At 60.5% G+C, this 26,321-nt stretch carries 22 protein-coding genes; 10 read left to right on the forward strand and 12 right to left on the reverse strand.

The window, feature by feature from the left end; all coding sequences use genetic code 11:
* Nucleotides 1–127: 127 nt before the first annotated feature.
* The 6 genes from AB4N41_RS06670 to yccS all read left to right on the forward strand — a co-directional run bounded on the left by AB4N41_RS06670 (nucleotide 128) and on the right by yccS (nucleotide 9,877).
* Nucleotides 128–1,570: a TldD/PmbA family protein gene (locus AB4N41_RS06670; RefSeq protein WP_315434625.1), complete on the forward strand. Its 1,443-nt coding sequence runs from the start codon at nucleotides 128–130 to the stop codon at nucleotides 1,568–1,570.
* Entirely contained in the window at nucleotides 1,570–2,907 is a 1,338-nt protein-coding gene (locus AB4N41_RS06675; RefSeq protein ID WP_056786510.1) for a TldD/PmbA family protein, read from the forward strand. The genes AB4N41_RS06670 and AB4N41_RS06675 overlap by 1 nt, the downstream gene beginning before the upstream one ends.
* Before the next feature lie 144 nt (nucleotides 2,908–3,051).
* Nucleotides 3,052–4,479, forward strand: a complete 1,428-nt coding sequence (mdtD, locus tag AB4N41_RS06680; RefSeq protein ID WP_041476772.1) for a multidrug transporter subunit MdtD — start codon at nucleotides 3,052–3,054, stop codon at nucleotides 4,477–4,479.
* A 292-nt stretch (nucleotides 4,480–4,771) separates the two neighbouring features.
* A complete protein-coding gene (gene dbpA, locus AB4N41_RS06685; RefSeq protein WP_024014613.1) occupies nucleotides 4,772–6,157 on the forward strand; it encodes an ATP-dependent RNA helicase DbpA in 1,386 nt (461 codons plus the stop codon).
* 131 nt (nucleotides 6,158–6,288) lie between these two features.
* Nucleotides 6,289–7,467, forward strand: coding sequence for a BaiN/RdsA family NAD(P)/FAD-dependent oxidoreductase (locus AB4N41_RS06690; RefSeq protein WP_252877032.1), 1,179 nt, complete (start codon nucleotides 6,289–6,291; stop codon nucleotides 7,465–7,467).
* 217 nt (nucleotides 7,468–7,684) lie between these two features.
* The gene (yccS, locus tag AB4N41_RS06695) at nucleotides 7,685–9,877 is read left to right on the forward strand and encodes a YccS family putative transporter (RefSeq protein ID WP_095181360.1); all 2,193 of its coding nucleotides are present in this window, start codon (nucleotides 7,685–7,687) and stop codon (nucleotides 9,875–9,877) included.
* A gap of 111 nt (nucleotides 9,878–9,988) precedes the next feature.
* Here the strand turns inward: yccS and AB4N41_RS06700 are convergent, their stop codons facing one another.
* Entirely contained in the window at nucleotides 9,989–10,726 is a 738-nt protein-coding gene (locus AB4N41_RS06700) for a substrate-binding periplasmic protein (protein ID WP_041476775.1), read from the reverse strand.
* A gap of 255 nt (nucleotides 10,727–10,981) precedes the next feature.
* Between AB4N41_RS06700 and AB4N41_RS06705 the strand changes: the two genes are divergently transcribed.
* On the forward strand, nucleotides 10,982–11,434 hold the full coding sequence (locus AB4N41_RS06705) for a GNAT family N-acetyltransferase (RefSeq protein ID WP_150743452.1): 453 nt from the start codon (nucleotides 10,982–10,984) through the stop codon (nucleotides 11,432–11,434).
* 123 nt (nucleotides 11,435–11,557) lie between these two features.
* Here AB4N41_RS06705 and AB4N41_RS06710 read toward each other — a convergent pair whose 3' ends face one another.
* Genes AB4N41_RS06710 through AB4N41_RS06720 form a run of 3 tightly spaced genes read right to left on the reverse strand, consistent with a single transcriptional unit; the run spans nucleotide 11,558 to nucleotide 14,535 of the window.
* Complete coding sequence (locus AB4N41_RS06710; RefSeq protein WP_016772794.1) at nucleotides 11,558–11,854, reverse strand: winged helix-turn-helix domain-containing protein; 297 nt, start codon at nucleotides 11,852–11,854, stop codon at nucleotides 11,558–11,560.
* An 18-nt stretch (nucleotides 11,855–11,872) separates the two neighbouring features.
* Entirely contained in the window at nucleotides 11,873–12,367 is a 495-nt protein-coding gene (locus AB4N41_RS06715; protein ID WP_252886918.1) for a YgjP-like metallopeptidase domain-containing protein, read from the reverse strand.
* A gap of 44 nt (nucleotides 12,368–12,411) precedes the next feature.
* Nucleotides 12,412–14,535, reverse strand: a complete 2,124-nt coding sequence (locus tag AB4N41_RS06720; protein WP_252877034.1) for a putative bifunctional diguanylate cyclase/phosphodiesterase — start codon at nucleotides 14,533–14,535, stop codon at nucleotides 12,412–12,414.
* Between the two features lie 312 nt (nucleotides 14,536–14,847).
* Between AB4N41_RS06720 and AB4N41_RS06725 the strand changes: the two genes are divergently transcribed.
* Nucleotides 14,848–15,516 carry a polysaccharide lyase family 7 protein gene (locus tag AB4N41_RS06725; RefSeq protein WP_460138367.1) on the forward strand — a complete coding sequence of 223 codons (669 nt, stop codon included), beginning with the start codon at nucleotides 14,848–14,850 and terminating at the stop codon, nucleotides 15,514–15,516.
* 261 nt (nucleotides 15,517–15,777) lie between these two features.
* On the opposite strand, the gene AB4N41_RS06730 is transcribed toward AB4N41_RS06725, so the two are convergent.
* The 8 genes from AB4N41_RS06730 to tkt all read right to left on the reverse strand — a co-directional run bounded on the left by AB4N41_RS06730 (nucleotide 15,778) and on the right by tkt (nucleotide 23,821).
* Nucleotides 15,778–17,064 (reverse strand): type II toxin-antitoxin system HipA family toxin, encoded by a 1,287-nt coding sequence (locus AB4N41_RS06730; RefSeq protein ID WP_252877035.1) that lies wholly within the window; start codon nucleotides 17,062–17,064, stop codon nucleotides 15,778–15,780.
* Nucleotides 17,057–17,320 carry a helix-turn-helix transcriptional regulator gene (locus AB4N41_RS06735; protein ID WP_024014619.1) on the reverse strand — a complete coding sequence of 88 codons (264 nt, stop codon included), beginning with the start codon at nucleotides 17,318–17,320 and terminating at the stop codon, nucleotides 17,057–17,059. The genes AB4N41_RS06730 and AB4N41_RS06735 overlap by 8 nt, the downstream gene beginning before the upstream one ends.
* 146 nt (nucleotides 17,321–17,466) lie before the next feature.
* A complete protein-coding gene (gene fba, locus AB4N41_RS06740) occupies nucleotides 17,467–18,531 on the reverse strand; it encodes a class II fructose-bisphosphate aldolase (RefSeq protein ID WP_008081027.1) in 1,065 nt (354 codons plus the stop codon).
* 251 nt (nucleotides 18,532–18,782) lie between these two features.
* Nucleotides 18,783–19,115: an MliC family protein gene (locus AB4N41_RS06745; protein ID WP_460138368.1), complete on the reverse strand. Its 333-nt coding sequence runs from the start codon at nucleotides 19,113–19,115 to the stop codon at nucleotides 18,783–18,785.
* Between the two features lie 57 nt (nucleotides 19,116–19,172).
* Nucleotides 19,173–19,394: a hypothetical protein gene (locus AB4N41_RS06750; RefSeq protein ID WP_016772786.1), complete on the reverse strand. Its 222-nt coding sequence runs from the start codon at nucleotides 19,392–19,394 to the stop codon at nucleotides 19,173–19,175.
* 34 nt (nucleotides 19,395–19,428) lie between these two features.
* Nucleotides 19,429–20,592, reverse strand: coding sequence for a phosphoglycerate kinase (locus AB4N41_RS06755; RefSeq protein ID WP_016772785.1), 1,164 nt, complete (start codon nucleotides 20,590–20,592; stop codon nucleotides 19,429–19,431).
* A 12-nt stretch (nucleotides 20,593–20,604) separates the two neighbouring features.
* The gene (epd, locus tag AB4N41_RS06760; RefSeq protein WP_042606605.1) at nucleotides 20,605–21,657 is read right to left on the reverse strand and encodes an erythrose-4-phosphate dehydrogenase; all 1,053 of its coding nucleotides are present in this window, start codon (nucleotides 21,655–21,657) and stop codon (nucleotides 20,605–20,607) included.
* Between the two features lie 166 nt (nucleotides 21,658–21,823).
* The gene (tkt, locus tag AB4N41_RS06765) at nucleotides 21,824–23,821 is read right to left on the reverse strand and encodes a transketolase (RefSeq protein WP_150636886.1); all 1,998 of its coding nucleotides are present in this window, start codon (nucleotides 23,819–23,821) and stop codon (nucleotides 21,824–21,826) included.
* 259 nt (nucleotides 23,822–24,080) lie between these two features.
* On the opposite strand from tkt, the gene AB4N41_RS06770 reads away from it, so the two are divergent.
* A complete protein-coding gene (locus tag AB4N41_RS06770; RefSeq protein WP_217849546.1) occupies nucleotides 24,081–25,076 on the forward strand; it encodes an ArsR/SmtB family transcription factor in 996 nt (331 codons plus the stop codon).
* An 18-nt stretch (nucleotides 25,077–25,094) separates the two neighbouring features.
* Complete coding sequence (gene metK / locus AB4N41_RS06775) at nucleotides 25,095–26,285, forward strand: methionine adenosyltransferase (protein ID WP_024014624.1); 1,191 nt, start codon at nucleotides 25,095–25,097, stop codon at nucleotides 26,283–26,285.
* Nucleotides 26,286–26,321 lie beyond the last annotated feature (36 nt).

Here is a 26,321-nt window from a genome sequence, read left to right on the forward strand (position 1 = left end):
GTAAATCCCCCTACACCCCCTCTTCACTTGATCCTACCCCCACGCAGGCCTACTCTAGACCTCGCGCAACCGTTTCACCCCTCCCCGCTGTCGCCATGCCGCTACTCCATTACAAGGAGGTTCCCGAATGTTCGATTTCCACCCCCAGCTCAAGCAGCGCTTTGCTGCCTTGCGCACGGGCGCTGAATTCTTTTCCCTGCGGTATGTGCGCGAGTCCGGGCAGTTTCTGTCGGTGCGCAAGAACGTCGCCGAACCGCCGAGTTTGAGCCGCGATGAAGGGGCGATGCTCACCGTGCGCGTGAATGGCGTCGAAGCCTATGCGGCGACCAATGACCTCTCGCAACAAGGCCTGCAAGCCGCTCTCGAGCGCGCTGAGCAACAGGCCCGCCGGCTCAAGCCGCACGCCTTGCTCGATCTGCGCGAGCAGCCGCTTTCCAGCGATCGCGCTGATTATTTTTCACCCAATCTCGAACAGCCCTTCCCGTCCCTGAGCGAATGCTTCGATCTGCTCGGCGCGGAATCCGCCTCGGTGCCCAAGGATGAGCGCCTGGTCAATTGGCAGGTAAGCATCGGCATCACCCATGTCGAGCAGATCTACCTGAGCAGCGCCGGCGCCGAATTGCGTCAGGCCCAGCGCTTTGTCTATCCGAGCCTCGACGTCACCGCCTACGACGGCAACGACAGCCAGACCCGCAGCCTCGGCCGCGAGAACTTCGGCCAGCAGGGTGGCGCCGACGTCATCAGCCGTTGCGGCCTGGTCGGTGCCGGCCCGCAAGTCGCCGATCAGGCCCTGCAACTGCTGCTCGCGCCGAACACCCCGCAAGGCCCGCGCGACCTGCTGCTGATGCCCGATCAGATGATGCTGCAGATCCACGAGTCCATCGGTCACCCGCTGGAGCTCGACCGCATCCTCGGCGATGAGCGCAATTACGCCGGCACCAGTTTCGTCAAGACCAGCGATTTCGGCAGCCTGCAATACGGCTCGAATTTGCTCAACGTGACTTTCGACCCCGGCATCCCGGAAGAACTCGCCAGCTACGGCCATGACGACGACGGCACCGCGGCGAGCAAACAATTCCTGATTCGCGACGGCCTGTTGCTGCGGCCACTGGGCGGAGCGCTGTCGCAATATCGCGCCGGCCTCGATGGCGTTGCCAACAGCCGCGCCTGCGGTTGGAACCGGCCGCCGATCGACCGCATGGCCAACCTCAACATCGAACCGGGTGATCAAACGCTGGAGCAGATGATCGGCGGTATCGAGCACGGCATTCTGATGAGCACCAACCGTTCGTGGTCGATCGACGATGCGCGCAACAAATTCCAGTTCGGCTGCGAATGGGGCCAGTTGATCGAGAATGGTGAACTGAAAGGCGTGGTAAAAAACCCCAACTACCGGGCGATTTCCGCGCACTTCTGGAAGAGCCTGCGCGCCGTCGGCGATGCCAGCACCGTCAAGGTGCTGGGCACGCCGAACTGCGGCAAGGGCGAACCGAACCAGGTGATTCGCGTCGGCCATGCTTCGCCGGCCTGCGTATTCAGCAACATTGATGTGTTTGGGGGAGACGCCTGATGAGCATTTCGAAGCGTCAGTCCGACGCCTTCAAGGTCATGGTCAACTGGCTGCGCGACAGCGTGCGCGAGCCGGAACAGTTCACGCTCAGCTACGCCGCCGAAGCCTCGGCGTTCGTGCGCTTCAATCACGCCAAGGTGCGCCAGGCCGGGCAAGTGCAGCAGGCCAACGTCGGCCTGAAACTGATCAACGACGGTCGCCACGCCGACCTGCAGATCACCTTGTCCGGGGATCAGGAAGCCGATCTGCAACGGCTCGCCGAAGGCCTGCAACAATTGCGCGAAACCTTGCCGCTGCTGCCGCAGGACCCGTACTTGCTGCTCAATCACAACAGCTGGCAGAGCACGCACGTACAAGCGCATCCACTGCCGGACACCGAAGATGTCGTCGGGCAAATCTGCGCCGCCGCTGAAGGTCTCGATCTGGTCGGTTTTTATGCTGCCGGTCCGATCAGCCGCGGTTTCGCCAGCTCCGCTGGCGCGTTCGGCTGGCATGAAGCCAACAGCTTCAATTTCGACTTCAGCCTGTTCCACGAAAACGGCGAAGCGGTGAAGGCCAGCTATGCCGGCCACGATTGGAGCGACGAGGGCTTCGCCCGGCGTTTCGCCCAGGCACGCGAACAGCTTGAGTTTCTCGGCCGACCGTTACGCACCCTGGCACCGGGGCAGTACCGCGCCTATCTGGCACCGGCGGCACTGGAAGAAATCATGGGCATGCTCAGTTGGGGCGGGTTCTCGGCGCAATCGATCGCCAGCAAGAGCAGCCCGTTGCAGAAGCTCTACGTCGGCGATCAGGCGTTCAGCCCGTTGCTGTCGCTGGACGAAAAAGTCAGCGAGTCCCTGAGCCCGGCGTTTTCCGCCGAGGGTTATCCGCGCAGCGATCTGCGTCTGATCATCGAGGGCAAGGCCGGCGATCAACTGGTCGGCTCGCGCAGCGCCGCCGAATATGGTCTGGCGGCGAACGGTGCGGGCGGCGGCGAGATGCCCAGTGCGTTGAACATGGCCGCCGGTGATCTGTCGCAGCAAGAGATCCTCAAGCAGTTGGGCACCGGGCTGTATATCAGCAACCTGTGGTATCTGAACTACTCGGATCAACCGGCGGCGCGCATGACCGGCATGACCCGCTTCGCGACCTTCTGGGTCGAGAACGGCGAAATCCAGGCGCCGGTCAGCACCATGCGCTTTGACGATAGCGCCTACAACCTGCTCGGTTCGCAGTTGGAGGCACTGACCACCGAGCGTGAGCTGCTGCTCTCGGCGAGTACGTACAGCCAGCGCAATACCTCGTCATCGCTGTTGCCGGGGGCGCTGGTCAGCCGACTCACGCTGACGCTGTAAATGCAAAACCTGTGGGAGCGAGCCTGCTCGCGAAAGCGGTAGATCAATCGACATCAATGTTGAATGAAATGGCCTCTTCGCGAGCAGGCTCGCTCCCACACTGACCGCGCTCGACTCTGAATATGCACTGACACAAGAGGTTCCATGCCCAACCGCCCGCCTCTCGACGCCATCACCGCCCGCTGGTTGCCGTGGGTCGTCGCCATTGCGTTCTTCATGCAGTCCCTCGACGGGACCATCCTCAATACCGCGCTGCCGGCCATGGCCAGCGATCTGGCCGAAGACCCGTTGCGCATGCAGGGCGTGATCATCGCCTACATGCTTACCGTGGCCCTGCTGATCCCGGCCTCTGGCTGGATCGCCGACCGCTTCGGCACCAAGAAAATCTTCTTCGGCGCGATTCTGCTGTTCAGCTTGGGCTCGTTGCTATGCGCGTTATCCAGCAGCCTGAGCATGCTCATCGGTGCGCGGGTGATTCAGGGCCTCGGCGGTGCGCTGATGTTGCCGGTCGGGCGACTGGTGGTGCTGCGTGCCTACCCGCGCTCGGAACTGGTGCGGATCATGGGTTTCATCACCATTCCCGGCCTGCTCGGCCCGCTGATCGGCCCGACCATGGGCGGCTGGATGGTGGAATACGTGACGTGGCACTGGATCTTCCTGATCAATCTGCCGGTCGGGGTGATCGGCTGTTATGCGGTGTGGAAGTTCATTCCCGACCTGCGCGGCACGGAGCGCACGCGCTTCGATAGCCTCGGTTTTCTACTGTTCGGCGCGGCGATGATCCTCATCACCATCGCCATGGAAGGCCTTGGCGAACTGCACCTGCCGCACTTGCGGGTGATGTTGCTGCTGTTCGCCGGCATGGCCTGTCTGGCGGCGTACTGGCTGCGCGCCGGGCATATCGAGAATCCGCTGTTCGCGCCTTCGCTGTTCAAGACCCGCACGTTCGCCGTGGGCATTCTCGGCAACCTGTTCGCGCGACTGGGCAGCGGTGCTCTGCCATTTCTGGTTCCGCTGCTGTTGCAAGTGGCGTTGGGCTATTCGCCGTCGCAAGCCGGGATGAGCATGTTGCCGCTGGCCGCTGCGGCGATGGTCGCCAAGTGGGTCGCGCGGCCGCTGATCGAACGCCTCGGCTATCGCATCGTCCTCACCGGCAACACCCTGGCACTGGGGATCATGCTGGCGAGCATGGGCCTGGTCAGCGAGCAGACGCCGTACTGGCTACTGCTGTGCCTGCTGGCCGTGCTGGGGGCAATCAACTCGCTGCAATTCACCGCGATGAATACGGTGACGCTGATCGACCTCGACGATGCCAGTGCCAGCAGCGGCAACAGTTTGCTGTCGGTGGTCGCGCAATTGTCGCTGAGCCTCGGCGTGGCCTGCGCCGGCGCGCTGCTTGGTGGCTTCACTGCGAAGGTCGGCAACGATGGCGTGGAAACCGTACTCGGTGCGTTCCAACTGACCTTCGTCACGGTCGGCGTGATGGCGATGCTGGCGGCGACGATCTTCTCGCAGTTGTCCAAGGAAGACGGGCGCCGGGCGAAACGGCCGCAGGAGCACATCGAACACTGATTCTGCTGAAAAACTTCTGTGGCTGCTGAAGGACTTCCGTGGCGAGGGGATTTATCCCCGCTGGGTTGCGCAGCAGCCCCAAAAAGGTTGGATGCGGTCAGCCTGATGAATCGAGGTGGCAGGTATTGGGGGTGCTGCGCACCCCATCGGGGATAAATCCCCTCGCCACAGATAAATCCCCTCGCCACAGGTAATCCCTGCCTCGGGTTCAATCGCTGTTCGTCCAGAACTGTCGAGGAAACCGGCACGGGGCTGCTACACTGCGCGACATTTTGTTTTGCAGGCCAGTCCCGTGACCACCATCGCCACCGCTTTTAATACTCTGCCGCTGTCCGCCGCCATGCTGGCTAACCTCGAATCACTCGGTTATGCCCAGATGACGCCGATCCAGGCGCAGAGCTTGCCGGTGATCCTCAAGGGGATGGACCTGATCGCCCAGGCCAAGACCGGCAGCGGCAAGACCGCCGCGTTCGGCATCGGCCTGCTCAACCCGATCAACCCGCGCTACTTCGGGTGCCAGGCGCTGGTGATCTGCCCGACCCGTGAGCTGGCCGACCAGGTGGCCAAGGAAGTCCGCCGTCTGGCCCGCGCCGAAGACAACATCAAGGTCCTGACCCTGTGCGGTGGCGTGTCGTTCGGCCCGCAGATCGCTTCGCTGGAGCACGGCGCGCACATCATCGTCGGCACCCCGGGGCGCATTCAGCAGCATTTGCGCAAGGGTTCGCTGGTGCTCGATGGCCTGAACACGCTGATCCTCGACGAAGCCGACCGCATGCTCGACATGGGCTTCTACGACGCCATCGAAGACATCATCATCAAGACCCCGGAGCGCCGCCAGACTCTGCTGTTCTCCGCGACCTACCCGGTGGGCATCAAGCAACTGGCTTCGAAATTCATGCGCGATCCGCAGACCGTCAAGGCTGAAGCCTTCCACGACGACACGCAGATCGAGCAGCGCTTCTACGAGATTTCCCCGGAAGAGCGCATGAGCGCGGTGACCAAGGTCCTGCACCACTTCCGTCCGGCGTCCTGCGTGGCGTTCTGCTTCACCAAGCAGCAAGTGCAGGAAACCGTCGATCACCTGACCGCCAAAGGCATTTCCGCTGTTGGCCTGCACGGCGATCTGGAACAGCGTGACCGCGATCAAGTACTGGCGATGTTCGCCAACCGCAGCACCTCGGTGCTGGTCGCCACCGACGTCGCCGCCCGTGGTCTGGATATCGATGCGCTGGACATGGTGATCAACGTCGAGCTGGCTCGCGATTCGGAAATCCACATCCACCGCGTTGGCCGTACCGGTCGTGCCGGCGAGAAAGGCATCGCCATCAGTCTGGTCGCGCCGTCCGAAGCTCATCGTGCGCAAGCCATCGAACAACTGCAGAAAGCGCCCCTGAACTGGGATCAGATCGACAACCTCAAGTCCCAGGGCCTGGCGCCGCTGCAACCGCCGATGACCACCCTGTGCATCGGCGCTGGCCGCAAAGACAAAGTGCGCCCGGGCGACATTCTTGGCGCACTGACCGGCGAAGCGGGCATTCCCGGCGCGCAGGTTGGCAAAATCGCCATCTTCGATTTCCAGGCCTATGTCGCTGTCGAGCGCACCGTGGCCATGCAGGCCTTGCAGCGCCTGAACGACGGCAAGATCAAGGGCCGCTCGTTGCGCGTACGCATTCTCTGACCTGATCGTTCCCACGCTCTGCGTGGGAATGCATCCCGTGACGCTCCGCGTCACATAACAACGGACGCAGAGCGTCCATGGCGGCATTCCCACGCAGAGCGTGGGAACGATCATTGTGTGAGGACACCGTTTTGCGCTCTACCGAAGTCGTGATCATTGGCGCTGGCGCGGCCGGCTTGATGTGTGCCCTGACCGCCGCCGGGCGCGGGCGTCAGGTGTTGCTGCTCGACCACGCGAACAAGGCCGGCAAGAAAATCCTCATGTCCGGCGGCGGTCGCTGCAATTTCACCAACATGTACACCGAACCGGGCAATTTCCTCTCGCAGAATCCGCATTTCTGCAAATCGGCGCTGGCGCGTTACACCCAGTGGGATTTCATCGGCCTGGTCGGCAAGCACGGCGTGCCGTACCACGAGAAGAAACTCGGCCAACTGTTTTGCGATAACAAGTCCAGCGACATCCTCGGCATGCTCCTTGATGAATGCGATCAGGCCGGCGTCGAGCTGCACCTGGACACCTCGATCCAGACCATCGAAAAAACCGACAGCGGCTACCTGCTCGACACCACCCTCGGTCAGGTCCAGTGCCAATCGCTGGTGATCGCCACCGGCGGCTTGTCGATTCCGACCCTGGGCGCTACCGGTTTCGGTTACCAGGTCGCCAAACAGTTCGGCCATGAACTGCTGCCGACCCGCGCCGGGCTGGTGCCGTTCACCATCACCGACCAGCTGAAGGAGTTGTGCACAGAGCTGTCCGGCACTTCGGTGGATTGTCTGGTCAGCTGCAACGAGCAGAGCTTTCGCGAGAACATCCTGTTCACCCATCGTGGCCTCAGTGGCCCGGCGATCTTGCAGATCAGTTCGTTCTGGGAGCCCGGCGACACGGTGGAGATCAACCTGCTGCCGGATCACGACGCCGCGAGCTGGTTGCAACAGCAAGTCGCCGAGCGTCCGAACAGCGAGTTGAAAACTTTGCTTGGCGAGATCTTCACCAAGAAGATGGCCAATCTGCTGGCGGACAACTGGTTTGTCTCCAAACCGATGAAGCAGTACACCCACGCCGAACTGGCGGAGATTGCCGAGAAGCTCGGCAGCTGGAAAGTCGTGCCGGCGGGGACTGAAGGCTATCGCACGGCTGAGGTGACCCTGGGCGGCGTCGACACCCGCGAGGTGTCGTCGAAGACCATGGAGTCGCTGAAAAGCCCGGGCCTGTACTTTATTGGGGAAGTGCTCGACGTCACTGGGCATCTGGGCGGCTTCAATTTCCAGTGGGCCTGGGCCTCGGGCTACGCTGCTGCGCAGTTCGTCTGACCGGAACAACACTCCCCGTGTAGGAGCTGCCGAAGGCTGCGATCTTTTGATCTTGTTTTTACACATCAAAGTCAAAAGATCGCAGCCTTCGGCAGCTCCTACAGGGGGGGCGGGCGATCAAGGAACACTTTTTGCTGTCAGATGTGCTCGGCGCCATTGCGTCGGCGTCATTACTGGCTCAATTTAGCGGCATCGCCTCGGAAGGCCTTCGCACTTCATGTCCTCGACCTCGTTTCGTCAGTCTTTGCGGCGCCTGTGGGCGCTGGATAAATTCAGCTACAGCGTGCGGGTATTCATCGCCCTGACCGGCAGCATGGCGCTGTGCTGGTATCAGGATGAAATGGGCCTGCTGATCCCGTTGTTCCTCGGCATCATCGCCAGCGCCCTGGCCGAGACCGACGACAGTTGGCAGGGTCGTCTCAACGCCCTCGCGGTGACACTGGTGTGTTTCAGCATCGCCGCGCTGTCGGTGGAATTGCTGTTTCCCTACCCGATCATTTTCGCCGTGGCCCTGGCGCTGGCCAGTTTCGGCCTGACCATGCTCGGTGCGCTGGGCGAGCGTTACGGCGCGATCGCTTCGGCGACGCTGATTCTGTCGGTGTACACGATGATCGGCGTTGATCAGCGCGGCGGCGCGGTCACTGATTTCTGGCACGAACCGATGCTGCTGGTCGCCGGCGCGGCGTGGTACGGCCTGCTCTCGGTGCTGTGGCAGGCGCTGTTTTCCAATCAACCGGTGCAGCAGAGTCTGGCGCGGCTGTTCCGCGAGCTGGGCCTTTATCTGAAGCTGAAATCTTCGCTGTTCGAGCCGATCCGGCAGATGGACGTCGAAGCCCGCCGCCTCGAACTGGCGCAGCAGAATGGCCGGGTGGTCGCCGCCCTGAACACGGCCAAGGAAATCATCCTGCATCGGGTCGGCAACGGTCGACCCGGCTCGAAAGTCAGCCGTTATCTGAAGCTGTATTTCCTCGCGCAGGACATTCACGAACGCGCCAGCTCTTCGCACTATCCTTACAACGCGCTGGCCGAGGCGTTCTTCCACAGCGACGTGCTGTTCCGCTGCCAGCGCCTGCTGCGCCAGCAAGGCAAGGCCTGCCGGGCGTTGGCCGAATCGATCCAGATGCGCCAGCCGTTCATCTATGACGCCAGTTTCGCCGAAGCCCTGAACGACCTGCATGCCTCCCTCGAACATTTACGCATCCAGAGCAACCCGGCATGGCGCGGCCTGCTGCGCTCGCTGCGCGCCTTGGCGGCCAACCTCGGCACCCTCGACCGACTGCTCAGCGATGCCAGCAACCCCGATGCCCTGGCGGACGCCACCGACAGCAGCCTGCTCGACCGCTCACCGCGTAATCTCAAGGACGTGTGGATTCGCCTGCGTACGCAACTGACGCCGACCTCGCTGCTGTTCCGCCATGCCCTGCGCCTACCGCTGGCACTGAGCATCGGCTACGGCATGGTGCACCTGATCCACCCGTCGCAAGGCTACTGGATCATCCTCACCACGCTGTTCGTCTGCCAGCCGAACTACGGCGCGACCCGGCGCAAACTCGGCCAGCGGATCATCGGCACGGCCATTGGCCTGACGGTGGCCTGGGCGCTGTTCGATCTGTTCCCCAACCCGGTGGTGCAATCGTGCTTCGCCATCGCTGCCGGTGTGGTGTTCTTTACCAACCGCACCACCCGCTACACCCTGGCAACGGCGGCGATCACGATCATGGTGCTGTTCTGCTTCAATCAGGTCGGCGATGGCTACGGGCTGTTCCTGCCACGGCTGTTCGATACCCTGCTGGGCAGCCTGATCGCAGGTCTGGCGGTGTTCCTGTTCCTGCCGGACTGGCAGGGTCGGCGCCTGAACAAAGTGCTGGCCAACACCCTGACCTGCAACAGCATCTACCTGCGCCAGATCATGCAGCAATACGCCGCCGGCAAAAGCGATGACCTCGCTTATCGCCTGGCCCGACGCAACGCCCATAACGCTGACGCGGCGCTGTCGACGACACTGGCGAACATGCTCATGGAGCCGGGGCATTTCCGTAAGGAGGCGGATGTCGGCTTCCGTTTCCTAGTGCTGTCGCACACGTTGCTCAGCTATTTGTCAGGGCTCGGCGCGCACCGTGAAACACAGTTGCCAGCGGAGGTGCGGGAGCATCTGATCGAAGGCGCCGGGGTGAAACTGGCGACCAGCATCGACGAAATCGCTCATGGTTTGGCGAGCAAGCAGCCGATTGCGATTCAGAGTGATGACGAGGAAGCGCTGGCCAATGAGCTGGAACAGATGCCGGATGAAATCGATGAAGGGCAACGGTTGGTGCAGACGCAGCTGGCGCTGATTTGCCGGCAGTTGGGGCCGCTTCGGACGTTGGCGGCGCATTTGATCAAGGACACTGCCGAAATCAGCGGCGCCTGAGACGACGCGTTCGCGAGCAGGCTCGCTCCCACAGGGTATGCATTTCAAATTGTGGGAGCGAGCCTGCTCGCGAAGAGGTCATCAGCCACAAAGAAATTGCCGGATCACCCTTCACATTCCATGCCGCCGCAATAACTTCTCATAAGTCCCGTCAGCCTTCATCGCCTCGATCGCTCGATCAAACCCGGCGACGATCTGCTCATGCTGCGGGTTCTTCAGGCTGACCAGAATATGCAGGCTATTCTCACTCAACGGCTTGGGTAAAAACTCCACCGAATTGCGTACCTTGGCCGATTCCCGTGCCAGGTAATACTTGGCCACGTACTCATCCTCCAGGGTCAGCTTGACCCGGTCCGCCGCGAGCATGCGCACGCCCATGGCGAAGTTGTGCACAGGGACTTTCTGCATCGCCGTATCGGCATCGAAAGGTGCGGAATAGGCGTACCCGCGCACCACGGCAATCGGGTAAGTGTGCAGTTGCTCGAGGTTGCTGTAGTCGATGGGTGCGTCTTTGCGCTTGAGGAAGCGGATGCGGTTGATCAGGTACTCACCGGAAAACTGACCGATCTGCGTGCGTTCGTCGTTGTACCAAGCGTTGACCAATACGTCGTAACGCCCCTCGCCAATCCCCAGCAATGCTCGCGCCCACGGCACTTGTTCGTAACCGCTGGCATAACCGGCGCGAGCCAGTGCGGTGCTGACAATGTCGGTGGCCAGTCCACCGTTGACCAGTGCATCGTCGGTAAACGGCGGCCAATTATCGAACGCCAGCCGCAGCTTCTGCGCCGCAGCATCCTGGCCCAGCACCAGCAGTCCGATCAAAGCAACGGCTTGAAGCAATCGCAGCATGCTTGAACATCCTCAGCGGGCAACCGCCCGACGTGGTTTCACGTCAAAACCAAAGGCCCCTTACCGGCAAAACCCAAGCATTGAACATTAGCTCATGGGAACCAGTGCGCAGTGCTCTTGAGCAGATTACACAAAGTCTCGGCGGGCGCGAGAAAGGAATGGTGGCATTTTGACCTTTATCACAGACTGTTGCGCCATACAGACATATGGCGCAGCTGCGCTTAGTATCGGGCGACATGGTCAAGGAATCGAAAAATGACAATCGAGTGGATCTGCAAACATCATCGCGATCTGGGCAAAGAGCAGTTGTACGCCTCGTTGAAGCTGCGCTCTGATGTATTCGTGGTCGAACAGAAATGCGCCTACCCGGATCTCGACGGCCAGGATCTGGAGGGCGATACCCATCACCTGATGGGTTGGGAGGATGATCAGTTGATGGCTTACCTGCGCCTGCTGGATCCGGAATCCCAGGGCGGCGACGTGGTGATTGGCCGCGTGGTGACCGCGCCCGCCGGCCGTGGCAAAGGGTTGGGCCACGCGATGATGGAACAGGCGCTGAAGCAGGCCGAAAAGCACTGGCCGCAGGTACCGATCTATCTGTCGGCGCAGGCACACTTGCAGGGGTATTACGGCAGGTACGGGTTTGTCGTGGTGGGTGAGGAATATCTCGAGGATGACATTCCACATATCGGCATGCGTCGTTCTTGAGGGCCTCATCGCTGGCAAGCCAGCTCCCACAGGTTCATCGCTCGTTCACGAAAACCGTGTTCGCTGGAGATCCCTGTGGGAGCTGGCTTGCCAGCGATTGCGTCAGTTCAGGCGCCGCAGGAATCAGGGGTATTCCAGCACCGCTTTTATCTGCCGCAAATTGCGCTCGATCCATCCGCGATCAATCGCTCCCCACTCACGAATCCGATAGCGCCCGGCATGATTGCGTGCGCCCTCTTCCTGTTCGAACTCGCAGATGATGTCCAGATCGGCCAGCGCGGCAATCGTGTCCTGCGCCGTGCGTCGCGGCATGCCGGTGACTTCGGTCAGCGTCGGCACACTCGGCGCCAGGCCGCTATCGATGAGATAAGCCACGTACAAACGGCGATAGAAACTGCTTTTGGTCTTGCTGACGTCCATCCACACCTTCCTGATTGGTCAAGCCTGCATATCCCGCCACGTCAGGTACACACGCAGATCGAACTCGATCTGGTGATACCCCGGCAGCATGTGCTCGCACAGTTTATAGAACGCCTTGTTGTGATCCGATTCCTTGAAGTGCGCCAGCTCGTGCACCACGATCATCTTCAGAAAATCCGGCGCGGCGTCCTTGAACAGCGCGGCGATGCGGATTTCCTTGTTGGCCTTGAGCTTGCCGCCCTGCACCCGTGACACCGTGGTGTGCAGACCGAGCGCGCGGTGGGTCAGGTCGAGGCGGTTGTCGAACAGCACTTTGTCGATCGCCGGCGCATTACGCATGTACTGCTGCTTGAGATCCAGCGCGTAGCTGTACAAGGCCTTGTCGCTCTGCACGTCGTGTCGCCCTGAATAGCGCTGATTCAGGTATTCACCCAGACGCCCATCGGCAATCAGTTGGCGCACCTGATCCTGCAATTGCGCGGGGTAGGCCTGGAGGTACTTCAACACAGTCATGGACAAGCGACGCGGTTCGAAAAAGGTCCGCCAGTGTAGCGAATTCAACCGGGCAGCGCGCTCCAGTCAAACGGCTCGACGAAGCTGACCGCGTCTTCGGCGATCAACGGCCGCGCGACGAGGAAGCCCTGCACGTATTCGCAGCCATGGGCTTGCAGCCACTGATATTGCTCGAGGGTTTCCACTCCTTCGGCGATCACCAGCAGACCGTATTGCTTGCACAGGTCGATGACCATGCGCACCAGCGCCGCATCACGTGGCGAGTCCGGCAGGCGCGCGATCAAGTGGCGGTCGAGCTTCAGCGTGTCCAGTTCCAGATCGCGCAGATGCGCCAGCGAGCACGGCCCCGAACCAAAATCATCCAGCGCCACGCGCACCCCGAGATGACGCAGCAGCCGCAGTTGCTTGCGGGTTTCGTCCGGGTCTTGCATCAACGCTTCTTCGGTGACTTCGACTTCCAGTTGCCGCGGTTGCAGCGCATGGCGTTCCATGACTTGACGCAATTCAGTGACCAGATTCGGCAGGCCGAACTGGGTATTGCTCAGGCTCACGCCGAGCACCAGATCTTCAGCGAACAAGGTTTCCCAGGCTTTGCGCTGACCGGCGCCACGGTGATAGATCCAGCTGCCGAGGCGACTGATCAAGCGCGCCTCTTCCAGCAACGGCAGAAACAACCCCGGCGGCACATCGCCGACGCTCGGATGCTGCCAGCGCAGCAACGCTTCGAACCCACGGATCTGTCCGCTGCCGATCGCCACCTGCGGCTGATAGACCAGATTGAAATCGCGATTCTCGATGGCCTCGCGCACGCTGTCTTCCAGCATCAGACGCGAGCGTGCGCGGCCGTTCATTTCAGGGTCATAGAAACGATATTGCTGACGCCCGGCGCGCTTGGCCTCGTACATAGCGATGTCCGAGGCGCGCAGCAAGCCGTCGAGATTGCGCCCGCAGTCAGGATAGGTGGCGATGCCGATACTGGCGCCAAGGACGATATCCAGACCTTCGATCTGCTGACACACCGATACCCGTTCGATGAGTTTTTCGGCAATCTTCGCCGCTTGCTCGGGGAATTCCAGATCCAGCAGCGCGGTGAATTCATCGCCGCCCATGCGCGCGAGAATATCGAACGGCCGCAGGCACGCTTTCAATTGCTCGGAAACCCAGCGCAACACGCGGTCGCCGGCATCGTGACCGAGGGAATCATTGACCCGCTTGAAGCCATCGAGATCGAGGTAGAGCAGCACCCAGCTGCTGTCGCTGCGCTCGCCGCGCAACAGCAGGTTTTCGACGGTCTGGTAGAACCCGCGCCGGTTGAGCAGCCCGGTCAGCGGATCGGTCACCGCCTGGAATTCCAGTTGCTGGTGCAAGTGACGCACCACCGACATGTCCAGCACCGTCACCACCATCGCATGCTGCTCCGAGGACAGCGGCGCACAGGACAATGCCACCGGCACTTGCTGCCCGGGCGCCGTGCGCAGCAACGCATCATGCAGGCGCAGGGTTTCACCGCGCTGGTAACCGGCGTAGAACTCGGAATCGGCCCACAGGGGAATGTGTGGCTTCTGCAGGAAATCGAGAAACTCCTTGCCTTGCAGATCCTTCACCGGCGCATTGAGCAACCGCGAAATCGCCGGGTTGGCGAAGCGGATCACACCGTCCTCGCTCAACACCAGAATGCCTTCGGCGGCGTTGTCCAGCACTGAGGCATTAAAGGCGCGCGCCACTTCCAGGTCATGACTCAGGCGTTGCAAGGCACGGCGATTGCGCTGGTGCTCGAGCAACGCCTGGACCTTGGGCTTGAGGATTTGCGGATCGAACGGCTTGAACAGGTAATCCACCGCGCCGCTGGCATAGCCCTTGATCACGGCGTCCTGAGATTGCTCGTTGGCGGTGAGGAAAATGATCGGCGTCAGCCGCGTGCGCTGGCTGCCGCGCATCAGCCGCGCGACCTCGTAACCGTCCATGCCGGGCATCTGCACATCGAGCAGGACCAGGTCGATGTCGTGTTCGAGCAAAAGGTTCAACGCCTCGAAACCAGAGGCGGCGGTCATCACGTGCCAATCCTGACGCTGCAGCAACGCGCGCATGCTGATCAGATTTTCGGGGTAATCATCGACGATCAAAAGGACCGAGCTGCCTTCACCTGGCTGGGGTTGCGCGCATTCCATGCTGCTTCTCTTATCGGGACCGGTTGCCGGCAAAACCATAGACGTACTGAGCCTTCACTCTAGACGCGGATCAGTGAAAGCAGAAGCTGTCATCCCGCCATCATTTAAACAATGCTCAACCTAGCCGACTAACGGTCACCGCTACAGCCCCCGAGAACCGGGCGAGATGGCATTTCGACAGGATGTTGACGTCAAGTAATCGCCGGACGGGCATTAACAAAAATTGCCGCTACGCTTATAAAGACGCCCGAAAACGCGCGGGCTAGAGCTTCTGGCACCGGCGTTCCGGATGAATTGATTGGAAGAACCGTCATGATCGACCTCGCAAGCTGGAACCTCAGCGTTCCTGTTGGCAGCCCGCCGTACACCGTCGAAACCTCGAAACTGGTGGATGGCTTCAAGGATCAGTACTTCCATTCCGACACCGGCACCCTGTTCTTCTGGTCCCCGGTGACTGGCTCGAAAACCGAAAACGCCATCTACCCGCGTACCGAACTGCGCGAAACCTACAGCAACGGCACCCTGCGCAACTGGTACTACCCGGACGCCGACAACCTGCTGCGCGCCACCCTCGCGGTGAACAAGGTGCCGAGCTCGGGCAAGATCGTCATCGGCCAGATTCACGCGTACGAAAGCCAGCGGCCGATGGTCAAGCTCGAATACCAGTACAAGGAAAAAACCCAGACCGGCAATCTGGTGATCAAAGTGCGCATGCGCCCGGACGACGCCGAAAGCCGCGTCATCACCCTCGCCACCGGCGTCAAGCTTGATCGCGAATTCAACTATCTCATCCACTTGAGCCCCGGCGGTGCGCTGGGCGTGAGTGCGGCGGGCTATCAGTGGGACTCCCAGATCAGCGCGACCTGGCGCGACAAGCCGCTGTACTTCAAGGCCGGCGTGTATGTGCAGGACAACACCGGCTATACCAGTGAAGGTGGGCAGGTGACGTTTACCAAACTGGATATTGATCACGACAAGTAGCTAGCCGCCAAAATGACAAACAACCCATAACTTGCAGACCACACTCGCTCCAATTGTAGGAGTGGGCCTGCTCGCGATAACGGTGTGTCATTCAATATTCATGTGTCTGAAACTCCGCTATCGCGAGCAGGCTCACTCCTGCAAGGGCTTCAGGGGTGGGCTGCGGACTGCGCCACCTCCAAATGCGGGCCGCTGCCTTGGCGAAATGTCGCGTATACGCGACTTTGAGTAGCAAATGTCACCGTAGCGGTACACCGCTTATCATTTATCAGCCTTTTCCTTTCTACCGCTTGATAAAGGATGACGCTTCAAACCCGAACCGACCGAGTCATTCAACGCAACCATGCGCCCGATGTCCCATTCGCGTTGCATCCTTGCAAACAACTCAACGTCTATCCGTGGTCGGTGAATCAAAAGCGCCTGACTCATTGCCTCGGCTATCCGGTCGACGATCAGTGCTGGCTTATCCACAGCGCAGTGTTTACGACCAAACTCAATCAACTGCTGACGATCCGGATAAGCTTTGGCCTTGTTCATCTTGATGGCGAGAGTACGGTCAACCAGCGATCGCCCGGTCCTGGGGTTGTAGTTCTCGTATACGGTTGTCGTCGTGACATCGTATACCGGCGCCAACTGCACCGTTTCAGAGGCCGCGGGGTGCGTGTAGGTCACCCCGAAGTTTTTCAAATGCGCATCGCCGTTACGCACCATGACCGAAAGACAGACGGATGAAAAAAATCGTTCCAGTTCTCGTATCGGGTCGGCATGCCTGCATACCTGACGGATCACTGCAGCAAGGGTTTCGTAGCTCTGCGAATATTTATAGTTGTCGTGGGGATCCTTGTTTAACCCCAGCAGCACCGCCATGTCTTCAAAGCCAAGGCGATCAGACGCTGTCAGATCAAAACGCTCCATGACAAACAGCTCACCGTTATCGGAAAGCCAGAAAGGCGGCGTGTACAGTCCAGCCAGCCGCGCTGCTTCCAGACACAGAAACTCGTTTTGAGCCAGGTGCTCATACTCTTCCGCTCCTGATTTGACGATAAGGTCGGAGCTGATCACTGTTTTTCGGCTACCAGTCAGTTTGTCCAGATCGGGCACCAGAACCTTGGGCTGAACACCTGAAATCCCCGATTCGAAGTAGGTTTCGACCAAAAAACCGAAAACATGCTGAGAGGTGTCCGCCGACAGGATCTCCTGCAGGCCGACCTGCGCACGAACAGAGCCTGAAGGTTCTACCGGATTCTCATACGTGGGGCGACCGATCTGATTACCGCCAATGACGGACAACAGGCGCATTTCATCCACTTGCATATGCTTGGCCATGCGCCGCTTGATTTGGTCGGCCAGATATCCCTCAGGCACATTCATATCGAAGATGGGCTGCAATACGCTGCTCACCGACGGTGTCGGGTCATAGGGCATGACCAGGGAAACTTCCTTGAGTGGCGACGCTGACTGGTAAGCGAATGAAAACTGCGAACCTTTGGACAACTCGCCGGAATGGCCCTGAGGCGTCATGACATTCAGTCGTTTCACCTTACTCATCATGCTCTACCAATTCGGCGAGTGATTTGAGATCGATTCGGTTATCGACAATCTCCAACGCCATGCCTAACGCGGCAATAACTCTAAACACCGTATAAAAAGCGACGTTTTCGCCTGCTTCTAGATCGATGATGGTTTTGCGGCTGCAATGAGCCCTATGCGCAAGCAGCGCTTGACTGTAGCCCTTGGCTTTGCGCAATTGGCGAATACGCTGGGCAAACGTTGCTGGATTATCGAGAAGCAAAATGTCACCCATATCGGACTTTAAATAGATTATTACCAGTAAAGTCCCCTTTAGGTGACATTTCAAGCAAAAGGATGCCGATGTCTTGTCACAACGCTTCCACCACAAAAAAACCCGCCTCTCGGCGGGTTTCTTTTTAATCAGCTCAACGCTCAGGCTCAGTTAACCTTGGCGTTCAACTCACCCTTCAGATAACGCTGGTACATCGCTTCCAGCGAGATCGGTTTGATCTTCGAGGCATTACCGGCAGTACCGAACGCTTCATAACGAGCGATACATACATCGCGCATTGCGGTCACGGTGGCGCCGAAGAATTTACGTGGGTCGAATTCGCTCGGGTTGGTGGCCATCAGGCGACGCATGGCGCCAGTGGAGGCCAGGCGCAGGTCGGTGTCGATGTTGACCTTGCGCACGCCGTGCTTGATGCCTTCGACGATCTCTTCAACCGGGACGCCGTAGGTTTCTTTGATGTCGCCGCCGTACTGGTTGATGATCGCCAGCCACTCTTGTGGCACGGAGGACGAACCGTGCATCACCAAGTGGGTGTTCGGGATGCGCTTGTGGATTTCCTTGATGCGGTCGATCGCCAGCACGTCGCCGGTTGGTGGCTTGGTGAACTTGTAGGCACCGTGGCTGGTGCCGATGGCGATGGCCAGGGCATCGACCTGGGTGCGCTTGACGAAGTCAGCGGCTTCTTCCGGGTCGGTCAGCATCTGGCTGTGATCCAGAACGCCTTCAGCGCCGATGCCGTCTTCTTCACCGGCCATACCGGTTTCCAGCGAACCCAGGCAACCCAGCTCGCCCTCTACCGAAACGCCGCAGGCGTGAGCCATGGCCACGGTTTGTTGGGTAACGCGGACGTTGTAGTCGTAGTCGGTCGGGGTCTTGCCGTCTTCGCCCAGCGAGCCGTCCATCATTACCGAGCTGAAGCCCAGTTGAATCGAGCGCTGGCAAACGTCAGGGCTGGTGCCATGGTCCTGGTGCATGCACACCGGGATGTGCGGGAATTCTTCGATCGCGGCCAGGATCAAGTGACGCAGGAACGGTGCGCCGGCGTATTTGCGGGCGCCGGCCGAAGCCTGGACGATCACCGGGGAGTCAGTCTTGTCAGCGGCTTCCATGATGGCGCGCATCTGCTCAAGGTTGTTGACGTTGAAGGCTGGAACGCCGTAGCCGAACTCGGCTGCGTGGTCCAGCATCTGGCGCATGCTGATAAGTGCCATTGTGTGTGTCTCTCCCGGTTGAGGGTCGTTGATCGTGCCAGCCTGCCGAAGCGGCGGCGGCTATTCAAGTTAATGCAGATCGGGGGTTGAGGCCCGACCTGGTGATTCGGTAAAGCAAATTCCAAGAACTACACAGATCCCCTGTGGGAGCGAGCCTGCTCGCGAAAGCAATCTTGCAGTCGCTGATGCAGTGCCTGCCAGGCCGCTTTCGCGAGCAGGCTCGCTCCCACAGTAGAACTGTGGTGTGTCAATTACTGCGCCTTGCAACCACGGCCAATCAGGTCATTGGTGGCGACCCAGTACACCAGGCCTTCGTCACCCTTGACGTGAAACGCCAGCATGCCGTCGCTGTACAGCGTGCCCGAGGCGCCCGGCTCTTCTTTCAGACGATAGACCTGATCACCGCCGCCGAGGCGAACGTCGACTTCCTTCTGTCCGACATCGGCGTAACGCCACAACACCTTGGCCTGACTGTCGCAGGTCCAGGTCGTCCAGTTGTCTGCCGGGGCCGACGACTGAAACAGGTTCAACTGCGCGCAACCACCCAACAATGCCAACGCCGCAATGGCGATCAAGCCTTTCATCCGTGTTCCTCGACTGACGACGCATGCCGCCAGCCCTGAGTTAAAGAGTCAGACCCGTCAAGGACAACCATGTTCCTTGACCGGGGTTTGCGTCTCGTATTTGTCCAGGCCGTCCGGGCCCGAGCGCTTGTTCAGCACCGGGTTGGTTTCGGCCTGCCAGTCGGCCTGATAACAGCCCTTCTGCGGCTCGCTCGGTGCTGGCGTCGCGTCAGCCTTCGGGGTGCTCCCGCAGGCCGCCAGCGTACCGGTCAGCAACAACAGCGCTAACGACTTGACCATGTGAACACTCCTTTGCCTGGCCAAACGGGCGGCCTCAGGCCTTGGCCCGGCTTTCCAGGACTTCAACGGCAGGCAGCACCTTGCCCTCGACGAATTCGAGGAACGCGCCACCACCGGTGGAAATGTAGGAGATCTGCTCAGCCACGCCATATTTATCGATCGCCGCCAGGGTGTCGCCACCGCCCGCGATGGAGAATGCCGAGCTTTCGGCGATAGCCTGGGCCAGCACTTTGGTGCCGTTGCCGAACTGATCGAACTCGAACACGCCAACCGGGCCGTTCCACAGAATGGTTTTCGACGATTTCAGCAGCTCGGCGAAATTGGCTGCAGTTTGCGGACCGATGTCGAGAATCATGTCGTCAGCCGCCACGTCAGCGATCAGCTTGACGGTCGCTTCAGCGCTTTCGGCAAATTCCTTGGCGACCACAACGTCAACCGGCAACGGTACGCTGACTTTGGCAGCGATTTCACGCGCGGTGTCGAGCAGGTCCGGTTCGTACAGCGACTTGCCGACCGGGTGACCAGCCGCCGCGAGGAAGGTGTTGGCGATGCCGCCGCCGACGATCAGTTGATCGCAGATCTGGCTCAGGCTGTTGAGCACGTCGAGTTTGGTCGACACCTTGGAGCCGGCAACGATGGCTGCCATTGGCTTGGCCGGCGCGCCGAGGGCTTTGCCCAGTGCATCCAGCTCAGCGGCCAGCAACGGGCCGGCGGCAGCGACTTTGGCGAACTTGGCTACACCATGGGTCGAACCCTCGGCGCGGTGAGCAGTACCGAAAGCATCCATCACGAACACATCGCACAGGGCTGCGTATTGCTGGGCCAGGTCGTCGGCGTTCTTCTTCTCGCCCTTGTTGAAGCGTACGTTTTCGAACAGCACGATGTCGCCAGCCTTGACCTCCACGCCACCGAGGTAGTCAGCCACCAGCGGCACTTCGCGGCCCAGCGCTTTGCTCAGGTAGTCGGCGACAGGTTTCAGGCTGTTTTCGGCGGAGAACTCGCCTTCGGTCGGACGGCCCAGGTGCGAGCAGACCATCACCGCCGCGCCTTTTTCCAGGGCCAGCTTGATGGTCGGCAGCGAAGCCAGGATGCGCGCGTCGCTGGTGACAACACCGTCCTTGACGGGGACGTTGAGGTCTTCGCGGATCAATACGCGCTTACCTTGCAGATCGAGGTCGGACATCTTCAACACGGTCATGGGTCGCACTTCCTACGGTTTTTTTGAAGTTGCTGTTTGCAGATAGTGGTCTGCTACGTCCAGCATTCGGTTGGCAAAACCCCATTCGTTGTCGAACCAGGCCAGGATGTTCACCAGTTTGGGGCCGGAAACTCGGGTCTGGCTGGCATCGACGATGGCCGAATGTGGGTCATGGTTGAAATCACAGCTGGCGTGCGGCAACTCGGTATAGGCCAGAAGGCCTTTGAGCGGGCCACTGGTGGCGGCTTCGCGCAGGATCCGGTTGACCTCATTGGCGTCAGTCGCCGTGGCGGTCTGCATCGTGATGTCGAGGCAGGACACGTTGACTGTCGGCACGCGCACGGCTTTGGCCTGAATTCGCCCGGCAAGTTCCGGCAGCAGGCGCTCGATACCGCGCGCCAGACCAGTGGACACCGGGATCACCGACTGGAACGCCGAACGCGTGCGGCGCAGGTCTTCGTGGTGATAGGCGTCGATCACTGGCTGATCGTTCATCGCCGAGTGAATCGTGGTGATCGACACGTAATCGAGGCCGATCGCCTGATCGAGCAGGCGCAGCAGCGGCACGCCGCAATTTGTCGTGCAGGAGGCATTGGACACCAGCAGTTCGTCGCCGGTCAGGCAGTCCTGATTGACGCCGTAGACGATGGTGGCGTCGACATCCGCTTCGCTGGCCATCGGCTGCGAAAACAGCACGCGCGGTGCGCCGGCGTCGAGAAAACGCTGGCCATCGGCACGGGTGTGGTAAGCGCCGGAGCACTCAAGCACCAGATCGACGCCCAGCGACGCCCAATCGATGCCTTCGGGGGTGGCACTGCGCAGGACCTTCACGCAGTCGCCATTGATATGCAGACAATCGCCTTCAACCCGCACTTCGCCGGGAAAGCGGCCGTGGGTGGAGTCGAAGCGTGTCAGGTATTCGATGCTGGCCATGTCGGCCAGATCGTTGATCGCGACAATTTCAAACCCGGCCTTCGCGCCGCGCTCGAACAACGCCCGCAAGACGCAACGACCAATGCGGCCGTAGCCGTTGAGTGCAACTTTGTAGGGACGCGGTTGAGGCATGGGGTTCTCGATAGATTCGCTAACAACACAACCCCATGTAGGAGCTGACGAGTGAAACGAGGCTGCGATCTTTTGATCTTGTTTTTAAGATCAAGATCAAAAGATCGCAGCCTTCGGCAGCTCCTACAGGGGAACGCGGCGGCCAGGGCCACCGCATTCGTACTGCTTAGTCTTCCAGCAGCTCTTCAGCCTGACCGAGGATGTTTTCCAGGGTGAAGCCGAACTCTTCGAACAATGCCGAAGCCGGCGCCGACTCACCGTAGGTGGTCATGCCGATCACACGACCTTCCAGACCCACGTACTTGAACCAGAAATCGGCGTGGGCCGCTTCGATGGCAATACGCGCGCTGACCTGCAACGGCAGAACCGACTGCTTGTACTCCGCGTCCTGAGCATCGAACGCGCTGGTGCAAGGCATCGAAACCACGCGAACCTTGCGGCCCTGCTCGGTCAGTTTGTCGAAGGCCTGTACGGCCAGACCGACTTCCGAACCGGTGGCGATCAGGATCAGCTCAGGCTCGCCTGCGCAGTCCTTGAGCACATAACCACCACGGCTGATGTTGGCAATCTGGCCAGCGTCGCGTTCCTGGTGCTGCAGGTTCTGCCGGGAGAAGATCAGCGCCGACGGGCCGTCCTTGCGCTCCAGCGCGTTTTTCCAGGCCACTGCCGATTCCACGGCATCGGCTGGACGCCAGGTATCGAGGTTCGGCGTGCTGCGCAGGCTGGTCAATTGCTCGATTGGCTGGTGCGTCGGGCCGTCCTCGCCCAGACCGATGGAGTCGTGGGTGTACACGTGAATCACGCGCTTCTTCATCAAAGCCGACATACGTACGGCGTTGCGTGCGTATTCCATGAACATCAGGAAGGTCGCGCCGTAAGGCACCAGACCGCCGTGCAGGGCGACGCCGTTCATGATCGCGGTCATGCCGAACTCGCGCACGCCGTAGTACATGTAGTTGCCGCTGGCGTCTTCAGCGCTGACGCCTTTGCAGCCTTTCCACAGGGTCAGGTTGGAGCCGGCGAGGTCAGCCGAACCGCCGAGCATTTCCGGCAGCAGCGGGCCGAAAGCGTTGAGGGTGTTCTGGCTGGCTTTGCGGCTGGCGATGGTTTCGCCCTTGGCGGCGACTTCGGCGATGTAAGCCGAGGCTTTTTCCGAGAAGTCGGCCGGCAGTTCGCCGCTCAGACGACGAATCAGCTCGTTGGCTTCAGTCGGGAATGCAGCGGAGTAAGCGGCGAAACGCTGATCCCACTCGGCTTCGACCGCGCGGCCAGCTTCTTTGGCATCCCACTCGGCATAGATGTCGGCCGGGATTTCGAACGGGCCGTAGTTCCAGTTCAGCGCCTGACGGGTCAGGGCGATTTCTGCGTCACCCAATGGGGCGCCGTGGCAATCTTCCTTGCCCTGCTTGTTCGGCGAACCGAAACCGATGGTGGTCTTGCAGCAGATCAGCGTCGGTTGAGCGCTCTTGCGTGCGGTTTCGATGGCGGTCTTGATCTCTTCCGGATCATGGCCGTCGACGTTGCGGATCACCTGCCAGTTGTAGGCTTCGAAACGCTTCGGCGTGTCATCGGTGAACCAGCCTTCGACTTCACCGTCGATGGAAATGCCGTTGTCATCGTAGAAGGCAATCAGCTTGCCCAGGCCCAGCGTGCCGGCCAGGGAGGCGACTTCGTGGGAAATGCCTTCCATCATGCAGCCATCACCGAGGAACACGTAGGTGTGGTGGTCAACGATGTTGTGGCCGGGACGGTTGAACTGCGCGCCCATGACTTTTTCAGCCAGAGCGAAACCGACGGCGTTGGCCAGACCCTGACCCAGCGGGCCGGTGGTGGTTTCGACGCCCGGGGTGTAACCGAATTCCGGGTGGCCTGGAGTGCGGCTGTGCAGTTGACGGAACTGCTTGAGGTCGTCGATCGACAGGTCGTAGCCGGTCAGGTGCAGCAGCGAGTAGATCAACATCGAGCCGTGGCCGTTGGACAGCACGAAGCGGTCACGGTCGGCGAACGACGGGTTGCTCGGGTTGTGCTTGAGGTAGTCGCGCCACAGCACTTCGGCAATATCTGCCATACCCATAGGGGCACCGGGATGGCCGCTGTTGGCTTTTTGCACGGCATCCATGCTGAGGGCACGAATGGCGTTGGCACGCTCACGACGGCTAGGCATCGCTGATCTCCTGGGTGTGAATAGACTGAAACGGAAAAAAGGAGGGCATTTTCCCTCACCCATGCGCCTCGGGGCAATGACAGATAGTCATCGGCAGGCGTTTTTCCAATCGATAGCACAGGTTTCGCTTGGTGAAACCTTTCCGCTATTCGTTTGTAGAGACTGCCGTGCGCTGAGAAGTGCCATTTATCGAGCAATATCAAAACTTTTTGATATTGGCCTTGCGGTGCCTTGCCCCCGTCTCTAGACTGCCAGCCCTATGAACTTACGCGTGCCTTCCATTCGCCATGACGATTGCGACGAGCTGGCGGCCCTGTGCAAGGCCGGCGGCGATCCGCTGCGGCTGAATGTATTGCGCGCGCTGGCCAACGATTCGTTTGGCGTGCTGGAGCTGGCGCAGATTTTCGGCATCGGCCAGTCGGGCATGAGCCACCACCTCAAGGTGCTGGCGCAAGCCGATCTGGTGGCGACACGCCGTGAGGGCAACGCGATTTTCTATCGTCGCGCCCTGCCCCACAGCGGATTGCTCGGCGGCAAGCTGCACGCGGCATTGCTGGAAGAAGTCGACAATCTGGATCTGCCTGATGAAGTGCAAGCACGCATCGAGCAGGTTCACGGCCAGCGTGCCGCCGCCAGCCGGGACTTTTTCGCCCGGGTCGCGGAAAAATTCCGTGCCCAGCAGGATTTGATCGCAGGCCTGCCGCAGTACCGTGACAGCGTGCTGGCCCTGCTCGACAAACTGAACTTCGATGGTGCAGCCACGGCCATTGAAGTCGGCCCCGGCGATGGTGCTTTTCTGCCGGAACTGGCCCGTCGCTTCGGCACCGTAACCGCGCTGGACAACAGCCCGGCGATGCTCGAACTGGCGCGTCAGGTGTGTGAACGTGAACAGCTGGCTAACGTCAGCCTGCAATTGGCCGATGCATTGAACGGCACAAGCCTCAAGGCCCATTGCGTGGTGTTGAACATGGTCCTGCACCATTTCGCCGCTCCGGCCGATGCGCTCAGGCACATGGCCGATCTGCTGCAACCGGGCGGTAGCCTGCTCGTGACAGAGTTATGTAGCCACAACCAGAGTTGGGCCAGGGAGGCCTGCGGTGATCTCTGGTTGGGGTTTGAACAGGACGATCTGGCCCGTTGGGCCACCGCTGCGGGACTCGTTCCCGGGGAAAGCCTCTATGTAGGCTTACGTAATGGTTTCCAGATCCAGGTTCGCCACTTTCAGCGACCGGCTGGCGACACTCACCATCGGTAAATTCAGGAAAACATCGAGATGAGCGAATACTCCCTCTTCACCTCCGAGTCCGTGTCTGAAGGACATCCGGACAAAATCGCCGACCAGATTTCCGATGCGGTGCTGGACGCCATTATTGCCCAGGACAAACACGCTCGCGTGGCCGTGGAAACCCTGGTCAAGACCGGCGTGGCCATCGTTGCTGGTGAAGTGACCACCAGCGCCTGGGTCGACCTGGAGCAGATCGTTCGTGACGTGATTTGCGACATTGGCTACACCAGCTCCGAAGTCGGCTTCGACGGCGCGACCTGCGGCGTGATGAACATCATCGGCAAGCAGTCCCCTGACATCAACCAGGGTGTCGACCGCGCCAAGCCTGAAGATCAGGGCGCCGGCGACCAGGGCCTGATGTTCGGTTACGCCAGCAACGAAACCGACGTTTTGATGCCAGCACCGATCACCTTCTCGCACCAGCTGGTGCAGCGTCAGGCTGAAGCACGCAAGTCGGGCCTGCTGCCGTGGCTGCGTCCGGACGCCAAGTCGCAAGTGACCTGCCGTTACGAAGGCGGCAAGGTTGTCGGTATCGACGCTGTTGTTCTGTCGACCCAGCACAACCCGGAAGTGTCGTACAAAGACCTGCGCGAAGGCGTGATGGAGCTGATCGTCAAGCACGTACTGCCTGCCGAACTGCTGAGCAAGGACACCCAGTTCCACATCAACCCGACCGGCCAGTTCATCATTGGCGGCCCGGTAGGTGACTGCGGTCTGACCGGCCGCAAGATCATCGTCGACAGCTACGGCGGCATGGCCCGTCACGGCGGCGGCGCGTTCTCCGGCAAGGACCCTTCGAAGGTTGACCGTTCGGCTGCCTACGCTGGCCGTTACGTAGCCAAGAACATCGTTGCGGCCGGCCTGGCCGAGCGTTGCGAGATCCAGGTGTCCTACGCGATCGGTGTGGCCCAGCCTACCTCGATCTCGCTGAACACCTTCGGCACCGGCAAGATCAGCGATGACAAGATCATCAAACTGGTGCGTGAAGTGTTCGACCTGCGTCCATACGCGATCACCACCATGCTCGACCTGCTGCACCCGATGTACCAGGAAACCGCAGCCTACGGCCACTTCGGTCGTGCGCCGCAGACCAAGACCGTTGGCGAAGACAGCTTCACCACGTTCACCTGGGAAAAAACCGACCGCGCCGACGCCCTGCGTTCCGCCGCTGGCCTGTAATTCCCTGGCTGCTAGAAAGCCCCGCACGGTTCGCGC

Source organism: Pseudomonas sp. S2_A10 (assembly GCF_054668465.1).